General features: G+C 72.6%; 18 protein-coding genes. 13 read left to right on the top strand and 5 right to left on the bottom strand.

Annotation, left to right across the window (positions count from 1 at the left end):
* Nucleotides 1-217: 217 nt before the first annotated feature.
* From E1212_RS06030 to E1212_RS06010, 5 genes are all read left to right on the top strand, one after another.
* Nucleotides 218-1,228 carry a LacI family DNA-binding transcriptional regulator gene (locus E1212_RS06030; protein WP_131980331.1) on the top strand — a complete coding sequence of 337 codons (1,011 nt, stop codon included), beginning with the start codon at nt 218-220 and terminating at the stop codon, nt 1,226-1,228.
* A gap of 87 nt (nt 1,229-1,315) precedes the next feature.
* Complete coding sequence (locus E1212_RS06025) at nt 1,316-2,980, top strand: glycoside hydrolase family 13 protein (RefSeq protein ID WP_131980329.1); 1,665 nt, start codon at nt 1,316-1,318, stop codon at nt 2,978-2,980.
* A 59-nt stretch (nt 2,981-3,039) separates the two neighbouring features.
* Nucleotides 3,040-4,455, top strand: a complete 1,416-nt coding sequence (locus tag E1212_RS06020; RefSeq protein ID WP_131980327.1) for an ABC transporter substrate-binding protein — start codon at nt 3,040-3,042, stop codon at nt 4,453-4,455.
* 89 nt (nt 4,456-4,544) lie between these two features.
* Nucleotides 4,545-5,432: a carbohydrate ABC transporter permease gene (locus E1212_RS06015; RefSeq protein ID WP_203416473.1), complete on the top strand. Its 888-nt coding sequence runs from the start codon at nt 4,545-4,547 to the stop codon at nt 5,430-5,432.
* Nucleotides 5,429-6,409 (top strand): carbohydrate ABC transporter permease, encoded by a 981-nt coding sequence (locus E1212_RS06010; RefSeq protein ID WP_131980325.1) that lies wholly within the window; start codon nt 5,429-5,431, stop codon nt 6,407-6,409. Before E1212_RS06015 ends, E1212_RS06010 begins: the two co-directional genes overlap by 4 nt.
* Before the next feature lie 31 nt (nt 6,410-6,440).
* Here the strand turns inward: E1212_RS06010 and E1212_RS06005 are convergent, their stop codons facing one another.
* Nucleotides 6,441-7,649 carry a glycerophosphodiester phosphodiesterase gene (locus E1212_RS06005; RefSeq protein ID WP_131980323.1) on the bottom strand — a complete coding sequence of 403 codons (1,209 nt, stop codon included), beginning with the start codon at nt 7,647-7,649 and terminating at the stop codon, nt 6,441-6,443.
* Between the two features lie 176 nt (nt 7,650-7,825).
* On the opposite strand from E1212_RS06005, the gene E1212_RS06000 reads away from it, so the two are divergent.
* The gene (locus E1212_RS06000) at nt 7,826-8,215 is read left to right on the top strand and encodes a cupin domain-containing protein (RefSeq protein ID WP_131980351.1); all 390 of its coding nucleotides are present in this window, start codon (nt 7,826-7,828) and stop codon (nt 8,213-8,215) included.
* A 48-nt stretch (nt 8,216-8,263) separates the two neighbouring features.
* Here the strand turns inward: E1212_RS06000 and E1212_RS05995 are convergent, their stop codons facing one another.
* Nucleotides 8,264-9,505, bottom strand: coding sequence for a low temperature requirement protein A (locus tag E1212_RS05995; protein ID WP_131980321.1), 1,242 nt, complete (start codon nt 9,503-9,505; stop codon nt 8,264-8,266).
* Between the two features lie 253 nt (nt 9,506-9,758).
* Here E1212_RS05995 and E1212_RS05990 point away from each other — a divergent pair, with 253 nt between their 5' ends.
* The 5 genes from E1212_RS05990 to E1212_RS05970 all read left to right on the top strand — a co-directional run bounded on the left by E1212_RS05990 (nt 9,759) and on the right by E1212_RS05970 (nt 17,740).
* Entirely contained in the window at nt 9,759-10,913 is a 1,155-nt protein-coding gene (locus E1212_RS05990; protein ID WP_131980319.1) for a HupE/UreJ family protein, read from the top strand.
* A gap of 35 nt (nt 10,914-10,948) precedes the next feature.
* On the top strand, nt 10,949-15,673 hold the full coding sequence (locus E1212_RS05985; RefSeq protein WP_131980317.1) for an outer membrane protein assembly factor BamB family protein: 4,725 nt from the start codon (nt 10,949-10,951) through the stop codon (nt 15,671-15,673).
* A 263-nt stretch (nt 15,674-15,936) separates the two neighbouring features.
* Nucleotides 15,937-16,512: a hypothetical protein gene (locus tag E1212_RS05980; protein WP_131980315.1), complete on the top strand. Its 576-nt coding sequence runs from the start codon at nt 15,937-15,939 to the stop codon at nt 16,510-16,512.
* Nucleotides 16,485-17,198, top strand: coding sequence for a class F sortase (locus tag E1212_RS05975; RefSeq protein ID WP_203416468.1), 714 nt, complete (start codon nt 16,485-16,487; stop codon nt 17,196-17,198). Before E1212_RS05980 ends, E1212_RS05975 begins: the two co-directional genes overlap by 28 nt.
* An 80-nt stretch (nt 17,199-17,278) precedes the next feature.
* A complete protein-coding gene (locus E1212_RS05970; RefSeq protein WP_131980313.1) occupies nt 17,279-17,740 on the top strand; it encodes a hypothetical protein in 462 nt (153 codons plus the stop codon).
* Here the strand turns inward: E1212_RS05970 and E1212_RS05965 are convergent.
* On the bottom strand, nt 17,703-18,275 hold the full coding sequence (locus E1212_RS05965; protein WP_131980311.1) for a TetR/AcrR family transcriptional regulator: 573 nt from the start codon (nt 18,273-18,275) through the stop codon (nt 17,703-17,705). The genes E1212_RS05970 and E1212_RS05965 overlap by 38 nt on opposite strands.
* A 29-nt stretch (nt 18,276-18,304) precedes the next feature.
* Between E1212_RS05965 and E1212_RS05960 the strand changes: the two genes are divergently transcribed.
* A complete protein-coding gene (locus E1212_RS05960; protein WP_131980309.1) occupies nt 18,305-18,760 on the top strand; it encodes an SRPBCC family protein in 456 nt (151 codons plus the stop codon).
* Nucleotides 18,761-18,873: 113 nt separating this feature from the next.
* Nucleotides 18,874-22,245, top strand: a complete 3,372-nt coding sequence (locus E1212_RS05955) for a S8 family peptidase (protein ID WP_131980307.1) — start codon at nt 18,874-18,876, stop codon at nt 22,243-22,245.
* 78 nt (nt 22,246-22,323) lie between these two features.
* Here the strand turns inward: E1212_RS05955 and E1212_RS05950 are convergent, their stop codons facing one another.
* Nucleotides 22,324-22,800 (bottom strand): hypothetical protein, encoded by a 477-nt coding sequence (locus E1212_RS05950; RefSeq protein ID WP_131980305.1) that lies wholly within the window; start codon nt 22,798-22,800, stop codon nt 22,324-22,326.
* A 13-nt stretch (nt 22,801-22,813) separates the two neighbouring features.
* On the bottom strand, nt 22,814-23,887 hold the full coding sequence (locus E1212_RS05945) for a sigma-70 family RNA polymerase sigma factor (protein ID WP_238992259.1): 1,074 nt from the start codon (nt 23,885-23,887) through the stop codon (nt 22,814-22,816).
* Between the last annotated feature and the right edge of the window lie 8 nt (nt 23,888-23,895).

Genomic DNA, 23,895 nt, shown 5'->3' with positions numbered 1-23,895 from the left:
CCCCCCGTCCCCCTGATAGCTGCCCGTTCTTAGACCCCGGACGGGCGGGTCAAGCGGACCCCCACGGCGCGAAGCGCCACCAGGGTCCGCTTGAGGCGACCGTCCGGGGCCAAGAGAATGGGCAGCAGGGGGACGGGGGAACCCCAGCGCAACCACAGCACCCCACCTCCGAATCGCACGCAAGGTTCTTGCGCAAATCTGTCGTATGCTTGCGCCCATGGCAGGACGACTGACTGAGGTGGCGGCGAAGGTCGGCGTGTCCGAGGCGACCGTGAGCCGGGTGCTCAACGGCCGGCCGGGCGTCTCCGAGGCGACCCGCGAGGCGGTGCTGACGGCACTCGACGTGCTCGGGTACGAGCGGCCGACGAAGCTGAGGGGTGAGCGGGCGCGGCTGGTCGGGCTGGTCCTCCCCGAGCTGCAGAATCCCATCTTTCCCGCCTTCGCCGACGTCGTGGGCGGGTCGCTGGCGCAGCAGGGGCTCACGCCGGTGCTGTGCACGCAGACCGTCGGCGGGGTGTCCGAGGCCGACTACATCGAGCTGCTCTTCCAGCAGCGGGTGTCGGGCGTGCTGTTCGCCGGCGGGCTGTACAGCGGCCGCAACGGGGCGCACGACCACTACGCGCGGCTGATCGAGCGCAAGCTGCCCACCGTCATGGTCAACGCGGGCATCGACGAGCTGCCGTTCCCGCGGGTGAGCTGCGACGACGCGGTGGCGACGGAGCAGGCGGCAGGTCACCTGCTCTCACTCGGGCACACCCGGATCGGCCTCATCCTGGGGCCGCCGGACCACGTGCCGTCGCAGCGCAAGCTGGCCGCCGCGCACGCCAGGCTGGCCAGTGCGGGCGTCGAGCTGCCCGACGACCACGTCGAGAACGCCATGCACTCGCTCGAGGGCGGGCAGGCCGCCGCCAGCCGGCTGCTGCGCCGCGGAGTCACCGCCGTCATCTGCGCCAGCGACCCCATGGCCCTGGGCGCCATCCGCGCCGCCAAGCGTGCCGGCCTGCGCGTTCCCGACGACCTCTCCGTCGTCGGCTACGACGACTCCGCCCTGATGAACTGCACGGAACCGCCGCTCACCACGGTCCGCCAGCCCATCGAGGCCATGGGCAAGGCGTCGGTCGACCTGCTGGTCGGGCTCATCTCCGGGCACCGCGTCGAGTCCGACGAGCTGCTGTTCGAGCCGGAACTGGTGGTCCGGGGCTCCACGGCGCCTCCGCCACGCGACTGATCGGGCACCCGTCGTAACCCAATCGTGTTCCTGCAACTTGTTGTCGAAGTCTTGCGCAACATTATTGCCGTCGTTAACGTGACGGCCATGGATCACGCGTGGTGGCGTAACGCCGTCATCTACCAGGTCTACGTCCGCAGCTTCGCCGACGGGAACGGCGACGGCACCGGCGACCTCGCCGGCGTCCAGGCCCGGCTGCGCTACCTCGCGGACCTCGGCGTCGACGCGCTCTGGTTCAGCCCCTGGTACCCGTCACCCATGGCCGACGGCGGCTACGACGTCGCCGACTACCGCGACATCGACCCGGCCTACGGCACGCTCCAGCAGGCCGAACAGCTCATCGCCGAGGCCCGCGAGCTGGGGCTGCGCACCATCGTCGACATCGTCCCGAACCACGTCTCGGACCAGCACGTCTGGTTCAAGGCGGCGCTGGACTCCCCGCCCGGGTCGCCGGAGCGGGAGCGGTTCTGGTTCCGCCCCGGCCGCGGCCTCGACGGCGCCGAGCCGCCCAACGCCTGGAGCTCGATCTTCGGCGGCTCCGCCTGGACCCGCACCAAGAACGCCGACGGCACACCCGGCGAGTGGTACCTGCACCTGTTCGCGCCGGAGCAGCCCGACCTCAACTGGACCCACCCGCTGGTCTGGCACGAGCACGAGCAGATCCTGCGGTTCTGGTTCGACCGCGGCGCCGCCGGCGTGCGCATCGACTCCGCGGGGCTGCTGGCCAAGCACACCGACCTGCCCGACGTCGACCCCGGCCACGCGCCGGGCGAGCACGTGCACACCGACCGCGACGAGGTGCACGAGATCTACCGCAGCTGGCGCCGTCTGGCCGACAGCTACGAGGAGCCGCGCGCGCTCATCGGCGAGATCTGGCTGCCCGACCTGGGGCGGCTGGCCCGCTACCTGCGCCCGGGCGAGCTGCACACCGTCTTCAACTTCGACTTCCTGGCCTGCCCGTGGGAGCCGGCCCGGCTGCGCCAGAGCATCGAGACCAGCCTGCACTTCCACGAGCAGGTCGGCGCGCCGGCCACCTGGGTGCTGTCGAACCACGACGTCACCCGGCCGGTGACGCGCTACGGCCGCGCGGACTCGTCGTTCGCGTTCGAGACGAAGCGCGCGGGCACCGAGTCGGATCTGGCCCTCGGCCTGCGGCGGGCCCGGGCCGCCGCGCTGCTCATGCTCGCCCTCCCCGGCTCGGCCTACGTCTACCAGGGCGAGGAGCTCGGCCTGCCGGAGGTCGAGGACATCGAGCCGCACCGCATCCAGGACCCGATGCACTTCCGCTCCGGTGGGGTCGACCCCGGGCGCGACGGGTCCCGGGTCCCGGTCCCGTGGAGCGGCACCGAGCCGCCGTACGGGTTCAGCCCCCACGGCGCCGTGGGCGAGACCTGGCTCCCCCAGCCGGCGACGTGGGCGCACCTCACGGTCGAGGCGCAGGACCGCGATCCCGCCTCCACGCTCGCCTTGTACCGCGACGCGCTGCGGATCCGCAAGGCCGAGCCGGCGCTCGGCGGTGGCTTCCTCACCTGGCTGGACACTCCGGCCGACATCATCGCCTTCCGGCGAGGTCACGAGGACGGCGACGACGGCGGCGCCGTCGCGTGCGTCGTCAACCTGTCGGCGGATCCCGTCGACCTGCCCGCACACGAGGAGGTCCTGCTCGCGAGCGCGGACCTCGAGGACGGCCGGCTCGGTTCCGACGCCGCCGTCTGGCTTCGCCTGCCCACCCACGACACCCCCGAGCGCTGAGTCCGACTACTGGCCCCGACAACGCCGCAACGCAGCGGCACCAAGGGATGGAGCACGAGATGAGCAGCACACGCAGACACCTGGGCGCCGTGGCCGCGGCCGCGATGGCGTTGAGCCTGCTGGCCGCCTGCGGGTCCGGCGACGAGGAGCCGCAGGCCGGCGACGGCGGCAACGGCCAGCAGGGCGACGGCGGGGGCGGCGAGGACGAGGCCGTCACCATCAGCGTGAGCAACCTGCCGCCGGCGACGGAGTCCGCCACGCGTGAGGCGTTCCTCGCCCGCGTCGAGGAGTTCGAGGTGGCCAACCCGAACATCACCATCGAGCCCAGCGAGTACGAGTGGGACGTGACGACGTTCGCGGCCCAGCTGGCCGGCGGCACACTGCCGACCACGTTCGAGTTCCCGTTCACCGACGGCCAGGCGATGATCGAGCGCGGCCAGCTGGCCGACATCACCGCCGAGGTGCAGGAGCTCCCCTACGCCGACGCGTTCAATCCCAGCGTCCTCGAGGTCGCCCAGGACGACGCCGGCAACATCTACGCCATCCCGACCAGCGCCTACGGCATGGGCCTGCACTACAACCGGATTATGTTCGAGCAGGCCGGCCTCGACCCCGACGCACCGCCGACCAGCTGGGACGAGGTCCGCGAGTACGCCGACGCCATCGCGGAGGCCACCGGCCAGGCCGGCTTCGCCCAGATGAGCCAGAACAACACCGGCGGCTGGATCCTCACCACCCTGACCTACGCCCTGGGCGGGCGCATGGAGGAGGGCACCGGCGACGACGTCACGGCCACGCTGGACAACGAGGGCACCCAGCAGGCGCTGGAGCTGCTGCGCCAGATGCGCTGGGAGGACGACGCCATGGGCGACAACTTCCTGTTCGACTGGGGCACCATCAACCAGGCGTTCGCCGCCGGGCAGGTCGGCATGTACATCGGCGGCTCCGACGTCTACAACAGCCTCGTGACCGAGAACAGCATCGACCCGAACAGCTACGGGCTCACGGTGCTGCCGCTCGAGGGCGCCGACGCCGGCGTGCTGGGCGGCGGGACGATCGTCGGCGTCCGGCCCGACGCCAGCGAGGCCGAGCGCGCCGCCGCCGTCAAGTGGATCGACTTCTTCTACATGAGCAAGCTGACCCAGGAGGAGGCCGCGCTGGCCGACGCCGAGGCGCTGGTCGCGGCCGACGCTCCGCTGGGCACGCCGGCGCTGCCGATCTTCGGCGCCGAGCAGCTGGCGGAGTCCGACGCCTGGGTGGCCGACCTGGTCAACGTGCCGCTGGAGCAGATGATGCCGTTCAAGGAGAGCATCCTCGACCAGCCGCTGGTGCCGGAGCCGCCGGTGCGGGCCCAGGACCTCTACGCCGAGCTCGACGCCGTCGTGCAGGCCGTCCTGACCGACGAGAACGCCGACATCGACGCGCTGCTCGAGACCGCGAACTCCAACGTCAGCTCGCTGATCGAGGCCGGCTGACCCATGATGACGGCCCCGGGGTTCGCGTGGTCGCACCGCCGCGACCCCCGGGGCACTCCATCCACGGCGTCGTCGATGGGAGAACCGAGGTGAACGCCACCATCCGCTGGGTCCGTGGCGGCGGGCTGAGCACGCTGCTGCTCCTGCTGCCGCTGCTGCTGGTCTTCAGCTACTTCGCCTGGTTCCCCATCGGGCGCGCCGTCGTGATGAGCTTGCAGGAGACCAACCTGGTGACCGACCCGGTATGGGTCGGCCTGGACAACTTCCGGCACGTCCTCGACGACCCGCTGTTCTGGACGTCGGTGCGCAACACCCTCTACTTCACCGGCCTGGCGCTGCTGTTCGGCTACCCGGTGCCGCTGGTGCTCGCGGTGGTCATGAGCGAGCTTCGCCGCGGCAAGGGCCTCTACAGCGCGCTGGCCTACCTGCCCGTGGTCGTGCCCCCGGTGGTGGCGGTGCTGCTGTGGCGGTTCTTCTACGACGCCAGCCAGACCGGCGTCTTCAACACGATCCTCGGCTGGGTGGGGCTCGGGCCGTTCGCCTGGATCCAGGACGCGTCGTCGGCCATGCCGTCGCTGGTCCTGCAGGCGACCTGGGCCAACGCCGGCGCCACAGTGCTCATCTACCTGGCCGCACTGACCGGGGTGCGCGGCGACCTGTACGACGCCGCCGAGGTCGACGGCGCGGGGCTGTGGCACAAGATCTGGCACGTCACGCTGCCGCAGCTGCGCGGCGTTCTGCTGATCACGCTGATCCTGCAGGTCATCGCCACGTTCCAGGTGTTCACCGAGCCGTACCTGATGACGAACGGCGGCCCGCAGAACGCCACCGTCACCGTCCTGCTGCAGATCTACAACTACGCGTTCCGGTTCGGCGACTACGGCGCCGCGACGGCGCTGTCGGTCCTGCTGGCGCTGTTCCTGGCGGTCATGTCCGCCGTGTACTTCCGCCTCACCCGGTCCTGGAGCACGACATGAGCGACGCGGTCAAGGACGAGCCGCGGGTGACGGCGCCCGCGCCCCCGCCGCCGGTGGTACCGGCCGTCCCGCCGCGCAGGCAGCGGCGGACCGACGCCACGAGCGAGCGCGGCATCCTCTCCGACTTCGACTGGGGCCGCGCCGGCACCCGGTGGGGCGTGCGGATCGCCCAGGCCGCCGTGCTGGCGCTGCTCGCCGTCGCCAGCCTCGGCCCGATCCTCTGGCTGGCCCGGGCCGCCGTCAGCACCACGCAGGACACGCTGCGCACGCCCATGGCGTTCTGGCCGAGCGGCGCCGACTGGGCGAACCTGTCGACGGCCTGGAACGAGGCGCAGATCAGCCACTACTTCGCCAACACGGTGTGGGTGGCGCTGGGCTCCTGGTTCGTGCAGTTGCTGGTCGCGACGACCGGCGGCTACGTGCTGGCGGTGCTGCGGCCGCGGTACGCCCCGGTGGTGACGGCGGCCGTGCTGGCCACGCTGTTCATCCCGGGCGTCGTGGTGCTGGTGCCGCTGTTCCTGACGGTGCTCGACCTGCCGCTGGTGAACACGTCGCTGCTCAACTCCTACTGGGCCGTGTGGCTGCCGGCCGGCGCCAACGCGTTCAACGTACTGCTGGTCAAGCGGTTCATGGACGGCCTCCCCCGCGACGTGTACGAGGCGGCCCGGGTGGACGGTGCCGGACCGTTCCGGCTGCTGTGGTCCGTGGTGCTGCCGATGTCGAAGCCGATCCTCGGCGTCGTGTCGATCTTCGCCTTCCTCAACGCGTGGAAGGACTTCCTGTGGCCGCAGATCGTGCTGCCGGAGCCCACACTGCAGCCCTTGTCGGTGCGGCTGCCGCTGATCCGCGACACCGTCGAGCTGGATGTCTTCCTGGCCGCGCTGCTGATCTCGATGGCGCTGCCGATCGTGATCTTCCTGGTGTTCCAGCGGCTGTTCCTGCGCGGGGCCGGGCTGGGTGGCGCCGTCAAGGGCTGACGACGGCGCCACCCGGCGGCCTCGCCGCGAGTCAGTCCGGCGACGGCGCCAGCCGTGCGGCCGACGCGTGGACGGCGCCGTCACCGGCGAACGTGACCCGGGCGCCCTGCCAGTGGCCGGGCGGCGTCGCGACGCAGCCGCCGCGGCCGGTGGTCAGCTCGGCCGACTTGTCGCCGCGCTGGAACCGGACCGGCTTGCCCGGGAAGCCGAACCCGTTGTCGGCGTTGACCAGGCAGATCTCGTCGATGCGGCCGTGCTCGCCGCGCTCCACCTCGATGGTGGAGTCGACGGCCTCACCGGCGGCCGCGACGATGAGCGCCGGCTGGTTGGTCTGCACGCCGTCGGCGCCCATGGCCCGAGCCTGCAGGAACTGCGCGACCTCTTGGTCGGGGCCGGCGTCGTAGGCGTGCGGCATGACGATCGCGCAGGCGTCGTGCGCCGCCGCGATCGACTCCGGCGTGTACTCGTCCAGCCGCGAGCCGAACACCTTGAAGACCTCGCCGACCTCGTAGATGAGGAACGCCGGCTCCCAGGCGTCGCGGTTGTAGATGAGGCGGGCGGCCGGCTCGGCCACGAACACCCGCGGGTCGGCGGAGTTGAAGATCGACTCCTCGATCAGGCCGTACTCGCCGACCAGCTCCGCCAGCTCGCCCTCCTCGGTGACCGAGCCCTTGATGTCGAGCTCGACACCCTTGCCGGCGCGCTGGGCGAGCTCGAGCACCTCCTCGAGCGAGGCCACCTGGGCGGGGTCGTAGGCGCCGCCGCTCCACGGCGCGTAGTCGGCGGCGTTGAGCGCGCGGACCTCGTCGAACGTGAGGTCGGCGATGTTGCCCGTGCCGTTCGTGGTGCGGTCGACGGTGGAGTCGTGCAGCGCGACGAACCGCCCGTCCTCGGTCTGCTGGACGTCGACCTCGACGAGGTCGACGCCGTAGGCGAAGGCGTACTCGTAGGACTGGAGGGTGTTCTCCGGGGCCAGCGTCAGTGCGCCGCGGTGCGCGGAGATGACGGCGTCGGCCGAGCCCTGGTCCGGGGCGCCGGCGTCGGCCCAGCGGCCCGGCTCGGGCACCTGGTCGCAGGCGGGCGGGTCGGTCAGCGGGCGGAGCTGGGCGAGGGCCTCGCGGTACTGCTGGATCCGCGGGTCCTCCTCGCCCTCGGCGCCGGCCTGTGCGGCGGCCAGGCCGGTGAGCAGCGCGATGGTGACGGCGGCGGTCGCCGTGCGACGCAGCGTCCTCACTGCCATGTCGGTTCCTCTCGACGAGCGTGGGGGGTCGGTCGAGTATTCGCCCCGCCGTTCGACGGCCCGGTGAACCGCGGACGACGGCGGCGCGGCGTGCGCACGACGGTTTGGCTGGAACCGCGCACGGCGGGTACACGACGGGCAGGAGACACCTCGAAAGGAGCAAGGCCGTGGCCGAGATACCCCACTTCACCATCGCGACAGTCGCCGAGAAGAGCGCGGACTTCCGTCGTGTGCTCTGGACCGGCGAGCACACCCAGCTCGTGATCATGACGATCCCGGTGAGCGAGGAGATCGGGGAGGAGGTGCACGAGGACACCGACCAGATCCTCACGTTCGTGAGCGGCACCGCCAAGGTCGTCCTCGACGGCTCGACGAAGTCGTGCGCGCAGGGCGATCTGGTCGCCGTCCCCGCCGGGGCGAAGCACAACGTCATCAACACCGGCGAGAACCCGCTGATCCTCTACACCGTGTACGGGCCGCCCGAGCACGCCGCCGACGCCGTCCACCACACCAAGGAGGAGGGCGAGGCCGCGGAGGAGTCCGGCGAGGACGAGCCGCCGCAGTAGCGCACGCAGCGCCCGCACCGAGCCGCAAAGCGCGGCGGGCGGCAGAGCTCAGGGGGCGTCCGCGACCTCGCCGGTCGCGGGCGCCCCGCCGGTCGCGGCCGCCTCGCGAACCTCGCGCCGGTGCTCGATCACCGCCAGCACACCGAGCACCACCAGAACGAACGCCGACGTCGCCAGCCCGCTCTGCCCGTCGAACACCGGGATGCCCGCCAGCAGCAGCCCCACCGCGACGAACGGCGCCCAGCCGATGTGGTGCCCGGCGCGGAACCCGCATGCGATCAGGCCGATCAGGAACAGCGCCGGGCCGCCCAGCGCCGCCAGCGCGCCGGTCGTCTCCAGGTCGTCGCCGGGATGGGCGATCACGAGCTCGTCGCCGACGGCCATCAGCACGATGCCCGCGACGATCGGGATGTGCAGGTAGGTGAAGATGTCGCGGCCCAGCGTCCCGACGTCGTCGCTGCTGCTGTGGCCGATGCGCCGGGCGATCACCGGAGCGGCGCCGGAGAAGTACAGCCACCACAGCGCGACGGACCCGAGGAACGCCAATGCCAGGGCCACGCCGGTCTCGAAGGTCATCTCCGAGCCCGACGCCGTGACACCGGTGAGCACGATGCTCTCGCCGATCGCGATGATCACGAAGAGCTGGAACCGCTCGGCGAAGTGGTGTCCGTCGATGGCCCACTGGCTCATCGGCGTGCTGCCGGCGCCGGGCACCCAGTAGCGGACCAGCGGCGCGGCGAGATCGAGCGCCAGCGCGGCCAGCCAGAGCGGCCAGCGGGCGTCGTCGGCCAGGCCGCCGGCCACCCAGAGCGGCGCCGACAGGATGGACCAGGCCAGGATCTGGCGGAAGTTCTGGTGGAACGCACCCGGTGGCGTCGCGAGGACGACGAACAGGTTGCGGCCGATCTGCAGGGTCGCGTAGCTGCAGGCGAAGAGCAGCGCGAGGTCGCCGAAGCCGCGCGGGACGGCCACCGCCATGAGCAGGCTGGCCAGCATGACGAACGTCAGCACGAGCCGGATCGGCGCCGTCTCGGGGTCGAACCAGTTCGCCATCCAGGTCGTGTAGTTCCACGCCCAGTAGACCGCCAGCAGCATGAACGCCGTCTCGGCCGCGCCCGCCCAGGTCAGGTGGCTGGCCAGCAGGTGGTGCGAGAGCTGGGTGACGGCGAAGACGTAGACCAGGTCGAAGAACAGCTCGAAGAATGTGGCCCGCTGCTGTTGGCCGGACCGCCGCATGATCCGGATCTGCGGGATGAGCGCGTCGCCGCCGTCTCGTGTCGCGTCGGACATGTGCCGGAGCGTAGTACCGCCGTCCGGCGACGGCGACGCGCGTTCGCTCAGCGCGTCACCCGCGCCGGCGTGATGGATCCGATTCGTGTTCCTGCTGCGACCTGGTCGCACTCCAGTGACCGGACAGTCGACGCCGTGTCGTAGCCGGCACGAACCCTCGTTGAACAGCGGGTGACGCCCATTGCCCGCGGGAACTCGGGCGAAACAGGGTGTTCCAGGCGGGTGACCGGTCCCATTCGCCGGGAAGGTGCGCATGTCGACGAGTCGGGGTTCCCGCGCGCTCGGAACCGGGGTGGCGGCGGCCCTCGTGGCGTCCGTCGCCGCGGTCCTGGTGCTGCTGACGGCGGCCGGCCCGGCGGCCGCGCACGTGCGCACGAGCGACGGGTGGTCGCAGGTCCGCTCCGACGGCGACCGCGTCGACTACCGGCTCAGCCTCGAGTACGAGATCCTCGCCCGCGCCATCGGCATGGGCACGGAGGCGATCGAGGCGCCCGACGACAGCAGCCGCCGCGCCGAGCTCGAGCAGCACCGCGACCTCATCGAGACCTATCTGGCCGACCGTGTGCTGATCTTCGTCGACGAGGTCGAGTGCACGATGACGCTCGACGGCACCGGCGTCGAGCAGCTGCCGGCGACCGACGCCACCGCCGAGGACATCCCCTACGCGGTGCTGCAGCTGACCTACGACTGCCACGGCGCCTCCTCTGGCCGGTACGTCGTCGACTACACCGTGTTCTCCGGGGCCGGCTCGGACGCCGTGGTCGACGACCACACCACCACCGTCGACTACGACCTCGGCGGCGAGCGGGGCCGCGTCGTCCTCGACACCGCGCACCCCACGTTCAGCACCGGCGAGCAGGCCTTCGGCGCCTCCGCGGTCCGCAGCGCCGGGCTCGGCGCCGAGCGCATCCTCACCGGGCTCGACCATGCCCTCTTCGTCGCGGCGCTGGCGGTCGGGGCCGCCGGCCTCGGGCAGCTGGTCCGCTCGCTGGCCGTCTTCGCCGTCACCCACAGCGTCGCGCTGCTCGCCGCCGTCGCCGGCTGGGTGAGCCTGCCGGCGCAGGTCGTCGGGCCGCTCGTGGCGCTGTCCATCGTGTACGTCGCCGCCACCAACGTGGTCGGGCCGGAGTCGCGCTGGCGGCTGCCCGTGGTCGGCGCGTTCGGCCTGCTGCACGGCGTCGCCTTCGCCGGTGAGCTCCGGTTCGAGCAGGGCCTGAGCTGGGACCTGGTGACGTCGTACGCCGGCTTCAACCTCGGCATCGAGCTCGGCGTGGCCGTCCTGGCCGCCGTGCTGTTCCCGCTGGCCGCCGTCGCGCGGCGGTACGCGTGGTTCTCGCTGGCCCACGTGGTCGCGGCCGCCGCCGTCGCCGTCACCGGGCTGGCGTGGTTCCTCCAACGGCTTCTCTGACCGCAGGTGCAGTCCGTCCATCGAATGGAGAAGAAGTGAGAACGTTCAGCGAACGCCTCTCCCCCGAGGCGCTCGGCCGCTACCGGCGTCCGGTAGCGGCGTCCGTCGCGCTGCTCGTGGGCGTGGCGGTCGTCGGCCCGGTCGCGACCGTGGTCGCCGAGACGATCGCCGCGAACGCCGCGCAGGTCAGCGGCGTCGTGTTCGAGGACACGAACGGCAACGGCACCCAGGACGCCGGTGAGCCCGGCGTCGCCGGCGTCACCGTGTCCGACGGCGTCGCGCTGCTCGAGACCGACGCCCAGGGCCGGTACGAGCTGGAGATGGACGTCGACCGCCGCCTCACCGACATGGTGTTCATCACCCAGCCGGCCGGCTACGTGGTGGGGACCGACCAGTTCATGACGCCGAAGTTCTACCAGAGCTTCGGCCAGGTCCCGGCCGGCGAGTCGCGGACCGCGAACTTCGCGCTGACCCGCGAGCCGGGCAGCGAGGGCTCGACGTTCACGTTCGCCAACGTCGCGGACCCGCACGTCAACCCGCAGCTGGCGGAGCAGATCCAGGAGATCAACTCCACCTCGAACGACATCCCGTTCATCGCCGTCAGCGGTGACCTCACGAACAACGCCACTGACGCGGAGTTCACCACCTACAAGAACGCCACGGCCGGCTCCGAGGTCCCGGTCTGGCCCGCGGTCGGCAACCACGAGTACTTCTCCGGCGGCGGCACCACCTACGCGGCCCGCATCGACAACTACCGCCGGCACGTCGGCCCGGAGTGGTACTCCTTCGACTACGGCAACCGGCACTTCGTCGTGCTCGAGAACAACGGCCAGGCGCCGTTCGACGAGCAGCTCAGCTGGATCCGCCGCGACCTCGAGGCCAACGTCGGCGACAAGCAGCTCGTCGTCCTGGCGCACCAGCCGATGAACGTGCCGTTCGGCTCGCCGTCGACCTACGACCAGTACGGCGACCTGTTCGAGCAGTACGACGCCGAGCTGATGCTCGTCGGCCACGAGCACTCCAACGACGTCGAGCCGAACAGCGACTTCGCGTCGACGGCGAAGCACATCCAGACGGTGTCGATGTCGTACACGATCGACAACGCGCCGCGCGGCTTCCGCTTCATCCACATGCGCGGCGCGACGTTCGAGAACCCGTTCCGCATGTTCGGCGTGGACAAGGCCCTGACGATCACCAGCCCGGCCCCGGGCAGCGAGGTCAGTGCCGACGGCAGCCGCACCGGCTTCCCGGACATCCAGGTGAACGCCTACGACACCGCCGACGAGCTCACCCGCGTCCGGTACCGCATCGACAACGGCACCTGGCGCCCGCTGAAGCCGTCGGGCCAGCTGACCTGGCACTCGGAGTTCATCGGCCGCGCGCCGGCGCTCGGCGAGCACACCATCGAGGTCGAGGCGCTCAGCGACTCCGGCGAGCGCTGGACCGAGTCGGCGCAGTTCACCATGACGAACGAGCCGCTGGTGGCCCCGGTTGCCGGCGCCGACTGGAACCAGCACCACGGCGACTCGGCGCACTCCGGTGTGGCCACCGACGTCGTGGACGCCGGCCTGGAGCTGGCCTGGAGCTACCGCACGCCGGGAACGTTCCTCACCGGCTCGCCGACCATCGTCGACGGCGTCGTCTACGCCGGCACCCGCGACGAGAACGGTGACGGCAACGCGGCGCTGCACGCCGTCGACCTCGCCACCGGCGAGCAGCTGTGGGAGTACGAGGTCCCGTCGTCGGTCGTCGGCACCCCGGCGGTCCTGGGTGACAAGGTCTTCGTCGGCACGCTGCGAGCGCAGCTGTTCGCCGTGGACCGCGCCACCGGCGAGCTGGTCTGGCAGCGCGACACCGAGCCCGGCCAGGGCGAGTTCAACCAGCGCGCCTACGGCTACTACTCCCCCGCCGTGGCCGACGGCAAGGTGTACTGGGCCTACCAGACGCGCTACGGCGCGGCGAGCCAGGGCCTGCTGGTCGCCCTCGACCCGGACGACGGCAGTCAGATCTGGGGCTCCCCGATGGCCGGCGCGACCATGAGCGACGGCACGCCGGCGATCGCCGACGGCAAGGTCTTCGTCGGCAGCCAGACCGCCGACCAGGTGCTCGCCCACGACGCCGAGACCGGCGTGCGCCAGTGGCAGTCGTCGGCCGTGCTCGGCGGCTGGCAGGACGGCATCCCCGCGGCCGGCGACGGCCGGGTCTTCATCGGCTCGAACAACGGCATCATCGCCCGCGACGCCGCGACCGGCCGCGACCTCTGGAGCTACCGAAGCCCGCACGCGTCGCGGGTGTCGAGCGGCGCGACGCCGTCGGCCCCCGCCGTCGCCGGCGAGGTCGTCTACATGGGCTTCCCGAGTGGCGCGGTGACGGCGCTCAACGCCCGCACCGGCGCGGTGCTGTGGGACCGGCTGCTGCCGGGCGGCACCTACACCGGCGGCGTGCTCTCCTCGCCGGTCGTCAGCGGCGAGACGGTCTTCGTCGGCGCCAACAACGGCTTCTTCTACGCGCTGGACAGCGTGACGGGGCAGCCGCTGTGGCAGTACGAGATCGGCACCTGGGTCGGCTCCGGCCCGGCGGTCAGCGGCAACACCGTCGTCGCCGGCGCCTGGGACGGCAATCTCTACGCCTTCACACCGGGCGGCGAGGCGGCCGCGCGCTGGGCCCGCGTCAACGGCACGATCACCAACGCCGAGACCGGCGCGCCGATCGCCGACGCCCGCGTCATCGCCACCAGCGGCAGCACCTCGCTGTCGACGACCACCGACTCGCAGGGCCACTACGTCATGGGCCTGGCACCGGGGTCGTACACGCTGTCGACGGCGAAGCGGGCGTTCCTGCCCACCGACGGCTCGACCACGCCGATCACCGTCGGCGCCACCGGCACGCAGACCGCGAACCTCGAGCTCGTCGAGGTGACCGGGCCGACAGCGGGCACCTCCACCGTCGTGCCGGACTACGGCTCGGGCAGCCCGCGCACCGACGCGGTCGCCGGCCAGCCGTACCACTTCACGATGAACACGCGGATCCAGGCCACGATCTCCTCGCAGACCTCCGCCAACAACCAGCCCGGCACGCTCGCCAAGGGCAGCCTCGGCGACATCTTCCTGCTCGACGGCACCGCGCAGGAGACGCTGGACTGGAGCGAGCTCATGCTGTCGCGGACGGCCGGCGGCCCGGGCACTCCGGATTGGAACCGTCCGAACGACTGGCTGAACATCACCGACATCGGGACCGACGGTGCCGCCGTCGTCGCCTCCGGGTCGGCGAAGATCGACAGCAACCTCGAGACGACGCTGCGCTACCGCGCCCTCGGCGACGCGCCGGTCGTCAAGATCACGCTCGAGGTCGAGAACACCGGGACCACGGACTTCACCGGGTACTTCCAGTACCTGCTGGACCCGGACAGCGCGCAGGACGTCGCGTACGTCCCGGGCATCGGGAACGACCCCGGCTACCGCACCTCCGGCTGGACCGACAACTTCGCCTACGTCGGCTCCACCACGGTGCGGCAGGTCCCCGCGCACGGCCTGGCCTGGCTGGAGGACGAGCCGTACGCGATCAGCGGCTTCGGCTACGTCACGGGCACCTGGTTCGACGCGAGCGTCGGTGCCGGCGACACGAAGGAGATCAGCTGGTACCACATCACCGACTACCCGGGCGCCGGGCACTTCTCCTCGAACATCGCCGCCTGGGCCGACCAGCTCGACCTGCTCGACGACGAGGTGGCCGACCGCTCCCGCGTGGCCGGCACGGTGACCCAGTCCGACACCGGCAATCCGGCCGCGGGCGTGCTGGTGGAGGCGTTGAACGCCGGCGGCACCGTCGTGGGCTCGGCACGGACGGCGGCGAACGGCAGCTACCTGATGGCGCTGGATCCGGGCACGTACACGCTGCGGGTGGCGACGCTGGGCTACGCGACGGCGTCGATCCCCGCCGAGGTCGTCGAGGGCAGCACGGCGACGGCGAACATCGCGCTGGCGCCGGTGAGCGTGCTCGCCAGCACCGGCCGGCAGATCTCCGGCGGCACCGTCGAAGGCGGTCCGCAGGACATCGTCATGGAGAACGGCAAGCTCGCCGTCACCATCTCCAAGGTGTTCAACGACGGCCAGCTGCCGAACTCCACCGTCGGCAAGCCGATCGACCTCGCCGTCCGTGGCCGGGCCGACCAGCTGGACTGGCTGAACCTGCCGTACATCGTCAACGACGAGCCGACCGGCACCGAGGCCTGGCAGAAGACGACCGTCCGGAACACGAACGTCGAGATCGTCCAGGCCACGGGCGACGCGGCGGTCGTGCGCACCACCGGCACGTCCTCGGAGCACCCCGGCGTGAACATCGAGACGACCTACACGATCCGCCCCGGCCAGGAGTGGGTGCAGGCGTCGTCGGTGTTCACCAACAACGGCACCTCGGACCTGACCGTCTGGGTCGGCGACGCCATGGACTGGGACGGCGCCGGCCAGCGCATCGGCGTCCCCGGCCACGGGGTCATCACGACGCCGTACGAGAGCCCCGCGGAGTACGCTCCGGCCGGGCGCTGGATCGGCGCCACCGGCACCGACCCGCAGACGTACGGGGTCATCTACGAGGGTGACGACGAGTTCTCCGCCTACGGCAACGGGAACTGGGTCATGAGCCGGTTCCAGGTCGAGATCCCGGCCGGGGAGAGCTACACGCTCGACCGCCGCGTGGTCGCGATCGCCAACGGCGGCGCGTCCAACCCGTTCGCGGTGCTCGACCAGCTGGCCGCGCAGTGATGCTCTGACGGCCATCTCGTAGGGCGCTCCACCGCCTCTTCCGTCCCCGTCATCCGGCCTCGTGCCGGGTGGCGGGGACGGTGCGTTTCCGGGTCCGAACCGCCGCGTTGATGAGAGGGTCCCAGCCCGCCGATGAGGTCTCGATGAGAAGGCTCTCAACAACCCCTCTCACGCTGGAGATCGGCCGCTGGCCAGGGGAGATTGATGCTGAGCCGGTCGGACGGGACCGGCGGCAGGTCCACCCGACACGAGGGAGTTCAGCCATGCGTCCCAGCAAGATCAGTCTCGCCGCGGCCCTCGCCGCGGCCGCCGGCCTGTCCGGCGCCGGGGTGGCGCTCGCCGCGCCCGCGACGGCGGCGGTCGACTCCGTGGTCGTCTCGGCCGACGACGACGGCGGCGACGACGGCGACGACGGCGGCTCCGGCGGGTCCGGTGACGACGACGGCAACGGAGCCGGTGGCGACGACGACGACGGCGGCGACGACGGTGACGACGACGACGGCGGCTCCGGCGGGTCCGGTGACGACGACGGCAACGGAGCCGGCGGTGGTGGCGGTGACGACGACGGTCACGGTGACGACGACGGCGACGACGGCCGGGCGCCCAGCGGCGGCGTGAACACCGGTGTCAGCACCAGCGACGACGGTGGCGACGATGACGGCGGTGACGATGACGGCGGCGACGATGACGGCGGCCAGGCGCCGAGCGGCGGCGTGAACACCGGGGCCGGCAGCACGTCCGGCGACGACCTCGGCTGGCTGGCGCCGGGCGCGCTGGTGGGTCTCGCCACGATCGGCGGCGCCGGCCTCGTGTGGCGGCGCTTCCGGACCGAGAGCTGAGCGGGCGCCTTCCCGCTCGCCGCACCCGTGGTGACCGCCGGCTCGGGCGGCCGGCGGTCACCACGGCCCTCGCCCTTCTGGCGGCGACGGGCCTGCTGACGGCCGGGTGCGGCGGTGACGACCAGCCCATCGCCGGCTCGACCACCCCCGCGGCCGAGCCGTCGCCGTCGACCCCGGCCGGCGCCACCAGCCCGACGCCCGCGCCCGCCCCGACTCCGACGGCTGCTCCGGCCTCCGCGCCGGAGCTGGCAGACCCGGTCGCCGTCGCGGTCCCGGCCGTCGGCATCGACACGAACATCGTGCCGATCGCCGTCGACGCGGACAACGTGCTCGTCCCGCCGCCGTACGGCGACGCCGGCTGGTGGCAGGAGGGCCCGGAGCCGGGCGAGCTCGGCGCCGCGGTCATCGCCGGTCACCTCGACAGCCGCGACGGGCCGGACGTGTTCTACCGGCTAGCCGAGATCGCGCCGGGCGACGAGATCGTCGTGACCCGGGCCGACGGCGGCAGTTCGGCGTTCCGGGTGGTCGACGTCGGTCAGTACTCGCAGGACGACTTCCCGACGGAGGCGGTGTACGGCGGACCCGACGATCGTCCGCTGCTGCGCCTGATCACCTGCGGGGGCGAGTACGACCGCGGGCTCGGCCGCTACCGCGACAACGTGGTGGTCTTCGCCGAGCCGGCCTGATCGAGCGCGGGGCGCGCACCGTCGCGCCCGGCGTTCGACTGCCCTACGATTGGGACAATCCAGCCGCGGGGGTGCGAGGCGTGCGACGCGTGGTGCTCGGCCTCCTGCTCGTCCCGGTGGCGCTGGTCGCCGGCTGCGGCTCTGACGGCCCCGGAGCGAGCACTAGCGGCGATGCCGCGTGCGCCGCTCCCTTGACGTTCCTCGCCGAGCCGGCCGTCGCTCCGGGCCAGACCGTCCACGTCCAGGCCGACGGCCTGTGGTCCGGCTGCCGCGACCACGGCTATGTCGACGAGGACGGCAGGGCCCATTATCCGGAACCCGAGCCCACGCCGCTCACCGACCAAGTCGTGACGTTCATGCAGGGCGGCGCGAAGGTCGAGCTCACCGTCGTCGACTCCGACCCCACCGGCGCCGTCGAGCTCGACGTGACGATCCCCGCCGACGCCGAGGCGGGGCCGGCCGTGATCACCGTCGGCCGCGCGATGCCGGCCGCGCTCACCGTCGTCACCGACGAGGCAGCGTCGCCGAGTACATCGCCGTGAACTGCTCCATCGCGGCGTCCACCCCGGCGCGGTCGCCGGTGGCGAGCAGGTCGAGCAGCAGCCCGCGGGCGACGGCGAGGCCGAGCCGGGCCTGCGCCCGGGCCGTGGCCGCGTCGTGGCCGGCCCGTTCCAGGGGCCCGGCGAGCGCCGTCACCCACGTGTCGACGATGCCGTCGAGCAGCGGCAGCGCCGCCGGGTCGCCCTGCAGCGCGCGGCCGTAGAGCTCGAAGAACAGCCGCTCGTGCGGCCAGAGCCCGGGGTCGGCGAGCCGGGCCCAGAACCGCCGGGCCGCCTCGACCGGGTCGTCCTCGGCAGCCGACAGCTCGGCCAGCAGGTCGCGCTGCTGCCGCTCCATGGTGCGCACGACCTCGACGAACAGTCCTTCCTTCGAGCCGAAGTGGTAGATCAGCATGCGGTGGCTGGTGCCCAGCGCCGCGGCGATCTCGCGGAGGCTCCGCTCGCCGATACCGTTCGCCGCCACGTAGTCGACCGCCGCCCGCAGCAGTCGTTCCTTCCCGCCACCCGCCTCGGCCATGCTCCGATCCTAGCTGTACCATTTGGTACATGGGAGTCCAACACATCGACGTCTCCGCCACCACGACGGCTCCGGCCGCCACCGTCCACGCCCTGCTGCGCGATGGCGCCAGCTGGCCGACGTGGTCCCCCCTCGGCTCGTTCGAGCTCGAGTCGCCCGGGCCGGACGGCGGCGAGTCGGTCGGTGCCGTCCGCATCTTCCGCACCGGCCGGGTGACCAACCGTGAACGGATCGTCGAGGTGGTCCCGGACCGGCGGTTCAGCTACGCGCTGCTGTCCGGCCTGGCCATCAAGGGCTACCGCGCCGACATCGACCTCACCGAGGGTCCCGGCGGCACGACGATCCGCTGGCACTCGTCGTTCCGGGCCAAGGTCCCGGGCTTCGGCGGCCTCTACCGCCGGTCGCTGACGAGCTTCATCCAGCGATGCGTCGACGGCCTGGCCGAGCACGCCACCGCACGGACGCAGCCGCACGGGCGGTCGTGACGTATTCCCGTCACGTCCGGTTTGCGCCACCTGCCGGAGGGTGACCGGCGGGAGGACCGGACCCGACACTGATCCGGACCACCCGACACCGCGAGCACCCCTGGGAGTCCGTGATGCGCCGCCGTCCGCCGACCGCCGCTCTCCTCGCCGTCGCACTGCCTGGACTGCTGGTGCTGTCCCCGGCGGGCGCCGCGCCCGTCGCTGACCTGCCGCCGGCCGGCCCGGCCGCGAGCGCCCCCGCCGCGCGCACGGCGAGCGCCGACGTCACACTGCTCACCGGCCACGTGATCCGGGTCGGCCGCGCACCGGACGGCCGGCAGTCGGCGACGGTGCTGAGCGTCCCCGAAGGCGCGGACGGCAACGTGCTGTCGTTCACCGACGACGGCGACCTGCACGTCATCCCCCGCGAGGCGCTGCCGCTGCTGCACGCGGACCGGCTGGACGGCCGGCTCTTCAACGTCACGGACCTGGTCGCCGACGGCTATGCCGACGCCGATCGCGACGGGATCCCGCTGCTGGTGAGCGGCGCGGACCCGGCCACCGCCCGAGCCGCGCGGTCCGCCGCCGGCGTCTACGCCGTCCGCGCCTTCGACGCCGCCGGCGTCACCGCCCTCACCGTCGGCAAGGACGACGCCGCCGCGTTCTGGCGGACGACGGTCGAGGGCCCGGCCACGCTGGGCGCGGGCGGCAAGGTCTGGCTCGACGGGCCGGTGCGGGCGCAGCTCGACCGCAGCGTCCCGCTGGTGGGCGCGCCCGAGGCGTGGGCCCAGGGGTACGACGGCGACGGCGTCACGGTCGCCGTGCTCGACACCGGCTACGACCCCGAGCACCCCGACCTCGCCGGGCTGGTCACCGAGGCGCGCAGCTTCGACGGCACCGGATCGGCCGTCGACGGGCACGGGCACGGCACCCACGTGGCGGCGACCGTCGCGGGCAGCGGCGTGGCCTCGGACGGCGCCCGCCGCGGGGTCGCTCCCGGCGCCCGGCTGCTGATCGGCAAGGTGCTCGACGACTCCGGCCAGGGCCAGGAGTCGTGGCTGCTGGCCGGCATGGAGTGGGCCGCGCGCAGCGGCGCCGACGTCGTCAACATGAGCCTCGGCGGCGGCCCCAGCGACGGCACCGACCCGCTCAGCCAGGCCGTGAACGACCTCACCGCCGAGACCGGCACGCTGTTCGTCATCGCGGCCGGCAACTCCGGCCCGTCGGCCGGCACCGTCGACACGCCCGGCGCCGCCGACGCCGCGCTCACCGTCGGGAACACCGACCTCGGCGACCACGTGAACGAGAGCTCCAGCCGTGGCCCGCGCCTCGGCGACCACGCGGTCAAGCCGGAGCTGGCCGCACCCGGCACCGACATCGTCGCGGCCCGGGCGGCCGGCACCGCGATGGGCCTGCCCGTCGACGAGCACTACACCTCGGCCACCGGGACCTCGATGGCCACCCCGCACGTCGCCGGGGCGGCCGCCGTCCTGGCCCAGCGGCACCCGGACTGGACTGCCGCCCAGCTCAAGGCGGCACTCGTCGGCCACGCCCATCCGCTCGACCACGCGACGGTGTTCGACCGCGGCGCCGGGCGGCTCGACGTCGCGGCCGCGCTGACGGCCACCGTCGTCGCCGAGCCGAGCACGCTGACCTTCGGGTTCCTGCCGTGGCCGAACCAGGGCGCGGAGCCGATCGCGCGCACCGTCACCTACCGCAACGACGGCGCCGCGCCGGCGACGCTCGACCTCGCCGTCGACGGCGGCAGCACGCTCCCGGCCGGAGCGGTCACCGTCGAGCCGGCCACGCTCACCGTCGCGCCCGGCGGCACCGCGTCCGCCGTCGTCACCGTCGCGCCGGAGCTGATCGGGGCGGGCGACCTCGGCGGCCTTCTCCTTGCCACCACGGGCGACGGCGACACCGTCCGCACCCCGTGGTCGTTCGGCGAGGAGAGCGAGCACTACACGCTCACCCTCGATGCCACCGGCAGCGACGGCGAGCCGTCGGCCGGCTGGGCCATGGTGTGGAGCGAGGCGATGGGCTTCTACTACTACGGCGTCTCGCTCGACGGGACCGGCCCGGAGCAGGTGCGTCTCCCGCGCGACGACTACATGGTCATCGGCGCCTCGACGGTGTACGACGGCGACTACCGCGTCCTCGCGGAGACCGTCGGCGGCGATCCCGAGCTGTCGCTGACCGCTGACACCACGCTGACGTTCGACGCCCGTGACGGCGACCCGCTCGTCTTCGACACGCCGCGCCCGTCGACGCCCCAGCAGGTGCAGCTGGGCTGGACGCGTTGGTACGAGAGCGGGGCGAGCATGGACGGCTGGGCGCACTACAACGACGGCGTGCCGCAGCTCGCGATCGCGCCGAGCGAGCCGGTGCGCGAGGGCCGGTTCGAGTTCGTGGCCGGAGGGCGGCTGATCGCCCCGGGCGCGCCGGCCGGGCGCACGCCGTACCTCTACGACCTGCTGCTGCCGACTCAGGACCGGCTGCCGGTGTCGGGGACGTACCCGGTCGGCACTGACGACCTGGCGCGGATCGACTCGACCTTCGTCGGCGCCGGCGCCGCCGGCCGGACGTCGTACGAGGTCCGCGAGGGGTTCTCGGCGCTGGCCACCAGCCGGGTCAAAGGCATCTCCACCGTCCACGCGGCCGGGCCGCGCACCGACTACGTGTCCGCCAACGGGACCGCCTGGCAGTCGATGGTCACGCTGCCCCACGACGGCGGCCTCGAGGTGCCCGTCATGTTCGACAACCACCGCAGCTACGAGCCCGGTACCCGCCAGGACACCCGCTGGTGGGGTGCGCCGTACTCGGCCGGCACCGACTCGGTCTTCTCCATCACCGACGCCTACCGCAGCGGCGACGAGCTCAACGTGCTGCTGCGCGACTACCAGGACGGCGAGGCCGACCACTGGGGCGACTCGTACCTCAACGAGGACGAGCTCGCGTCGGTCCGCAGCCGCCTCTACGCCGACGGTGTCCTGCTCGCCGACGAGCCGCGCGGCAGCCTGACCGTCGGCGGGCTGGCGCCGTCACCGGCCACCTATCGGCTCGTGCACACCGTCAGCCGCACCGGCCCGACGTGGACCAGCTCCGCGTACAGCGAGTCCGACTGGACCTTCCGCTCCGCCCACGAGCCTGCGGGCGAATGGCCGCCGGCCGGCATCGCGCTGCTCGACGTCAACTGGACGGTGCCGACCGATGCGCAGAACGTGGCGCCCGCAGGCACGCGGTTCACGGTGGAGCTGACGGCCAGGCACGTGCGCGACCTGCCCGCGGGCCCGATCGAGGACGTCCGCGTCTCGGTCTCCTACGACGACGGCGCCACCTGGCGGCGGGTGCCGCTCCTCCCCCGCCGCGGCGACCACTACACGGCGATCCTGGTGCATCCCGCGGCCGACCGGACCAGCGGCTGGGTGTCGCTGCGGGCCGAGGTGACCGACGCCGACGGCGCCGCGCTGAAGCAGACGACGATCCGCGCCTACGCCCTGGACTGACCCGCGGCGGCTTGATCATCGGCGATCGACCCCGTCATGGCGGGGTGGATCGCCGATGATCAGGCGACAGCACCGTGGTCACTCGACCTCGTTGCGGACGAGCGCGACCGCGGCGTCGACGCGGGCTCTGGTGCCGGGGTCGCGCAGATCGATGCCGGAGTCGAGGGCCGCGGTCCAGACGATCTCGTCCGCGGCCGTGCGCCGGCCCGTGACCCGGACCCCGCGGCGGCCGTCGACCGGGATGTGGCGGCTGATGATGACGCTCTGGGTGACCTGCTCGCGCACCACGTCGACGAGGCGTTGCGGCGACTCGAGCGCCACCCGGTGCCGGGTGCGGTGGCCGCGCGAGTCGGGGACCTCGGTGACGACGAGCAGCTCGGCGTCGCCGTCCCAGGAGGCGGTCTCGATGCGGCTCCACTCGACCGAGGTGTCGCGCAGCCGCAGGCGGTGCGTCGTCGCCACGACCTCGCCGTCGGGGCCGGCGGCCGCCGCGAGGACGCGCTCGCCCTTCTCGAGGCCGTCGATCCGACCAGGCCCACGCCGCCGCAGCTTCACGCCCCCAGCCTAGTCAGCCGAGATAGTCGCGCAGCTCGCTGGCCCACTCGTTGCGCCGCAGCTTGGTGAGGGTGCGGTGCTCGATCTGCCGGACCCGCTCGCGGGTGACGCCGAACTCGCGGCCGACCTCCTCGAGCGTGCGGGCGCGGCCGTCGTGCAGGCCGTAGCGGAGCCGCACGACCATCTTCTCGCGTTCGCTGAGGCCGTCGAGGACCTGCTCGACCTGGTCGCGCAGGAGCAGCTGGGCGACCAGCTCCTCGGGGCTGAGCTCGTCGGTGTCCTCGACGAAGTCGCCGAACACGTTCTCGGCCGACTCGCCGACCGGCAGCTGCAGGCTGACCGGCTCCTCGGCGTACGAGAGCAGCTCGACCACGCGGTCGACGGGCAGGGAGACGGCGGCGGCCAGCTCGTGGACGGAGGGGTCGCGGGCCTGCGACTGCGACATCGTGCGCAGCACCCGCAGGACGCGGTTGAGCTCGTCGACGACGTGGACGGGGAGCCGGATGGTGCGGCCCTGCTCGGCCAGCGCCCGGCTGATGGCCTGCCGGATCCACCAGGTGGCGTACGTGGAGAACTTGAAGCCGCGGGCGTGGTCGAACCGCTCGACGGCGCGGATGAGGCCGACGTTGCCCTCTTGGACCAGGTCGAGAAGGGGCAGGCCGCGGCGGGTGTAGCGGCGCGCGATCGAGACGACGAGACGCAGGTTGGCCTCGATGAGCGCGGCCTTGGCCAACCGTCCGAGCCGGACCAGCTCGACGAGCGCGTCGCGGTCGGGTCCGGGGTCGGGGCCGTTGGCGAGCCGGTCCTCGGCCAGCAGCCCGGCCTCGATGGCCCGCGCCAGCCGCACCTCGTCGGTGGCGCTGAGCAGCGGGATGCGGCCGATCTCGCGCAGGTAGCGGCGAGTGAGATCGGTGCCGCCACCACCGTCGTCGAACGGGGTCCGCGGCACCTGGACGATCGCCGGCTCGTCGTCGTCGACGACGGCTGCGGGCGCAGCGTCGCCCGGTCTGCTGGCCTCAGGAAGATCGCCGTCAGGCCGCCCACGCTGGGACGGCAGTGCGCGACCCTCCACCCTCGATCGGACCACCGGCACCA

It is taken from the genome of Jiangella ureilytica (assembly GCF_004348545.1).
GTDB lineage: Bacteria > Actinomycetota > Actinomycetes > Jiangellales > Jiangellaceae > Jiangella > Jiangella ureilytica.
This window is presented reverse-complemented; position numbering and strand designations above follow the sequence as displayed.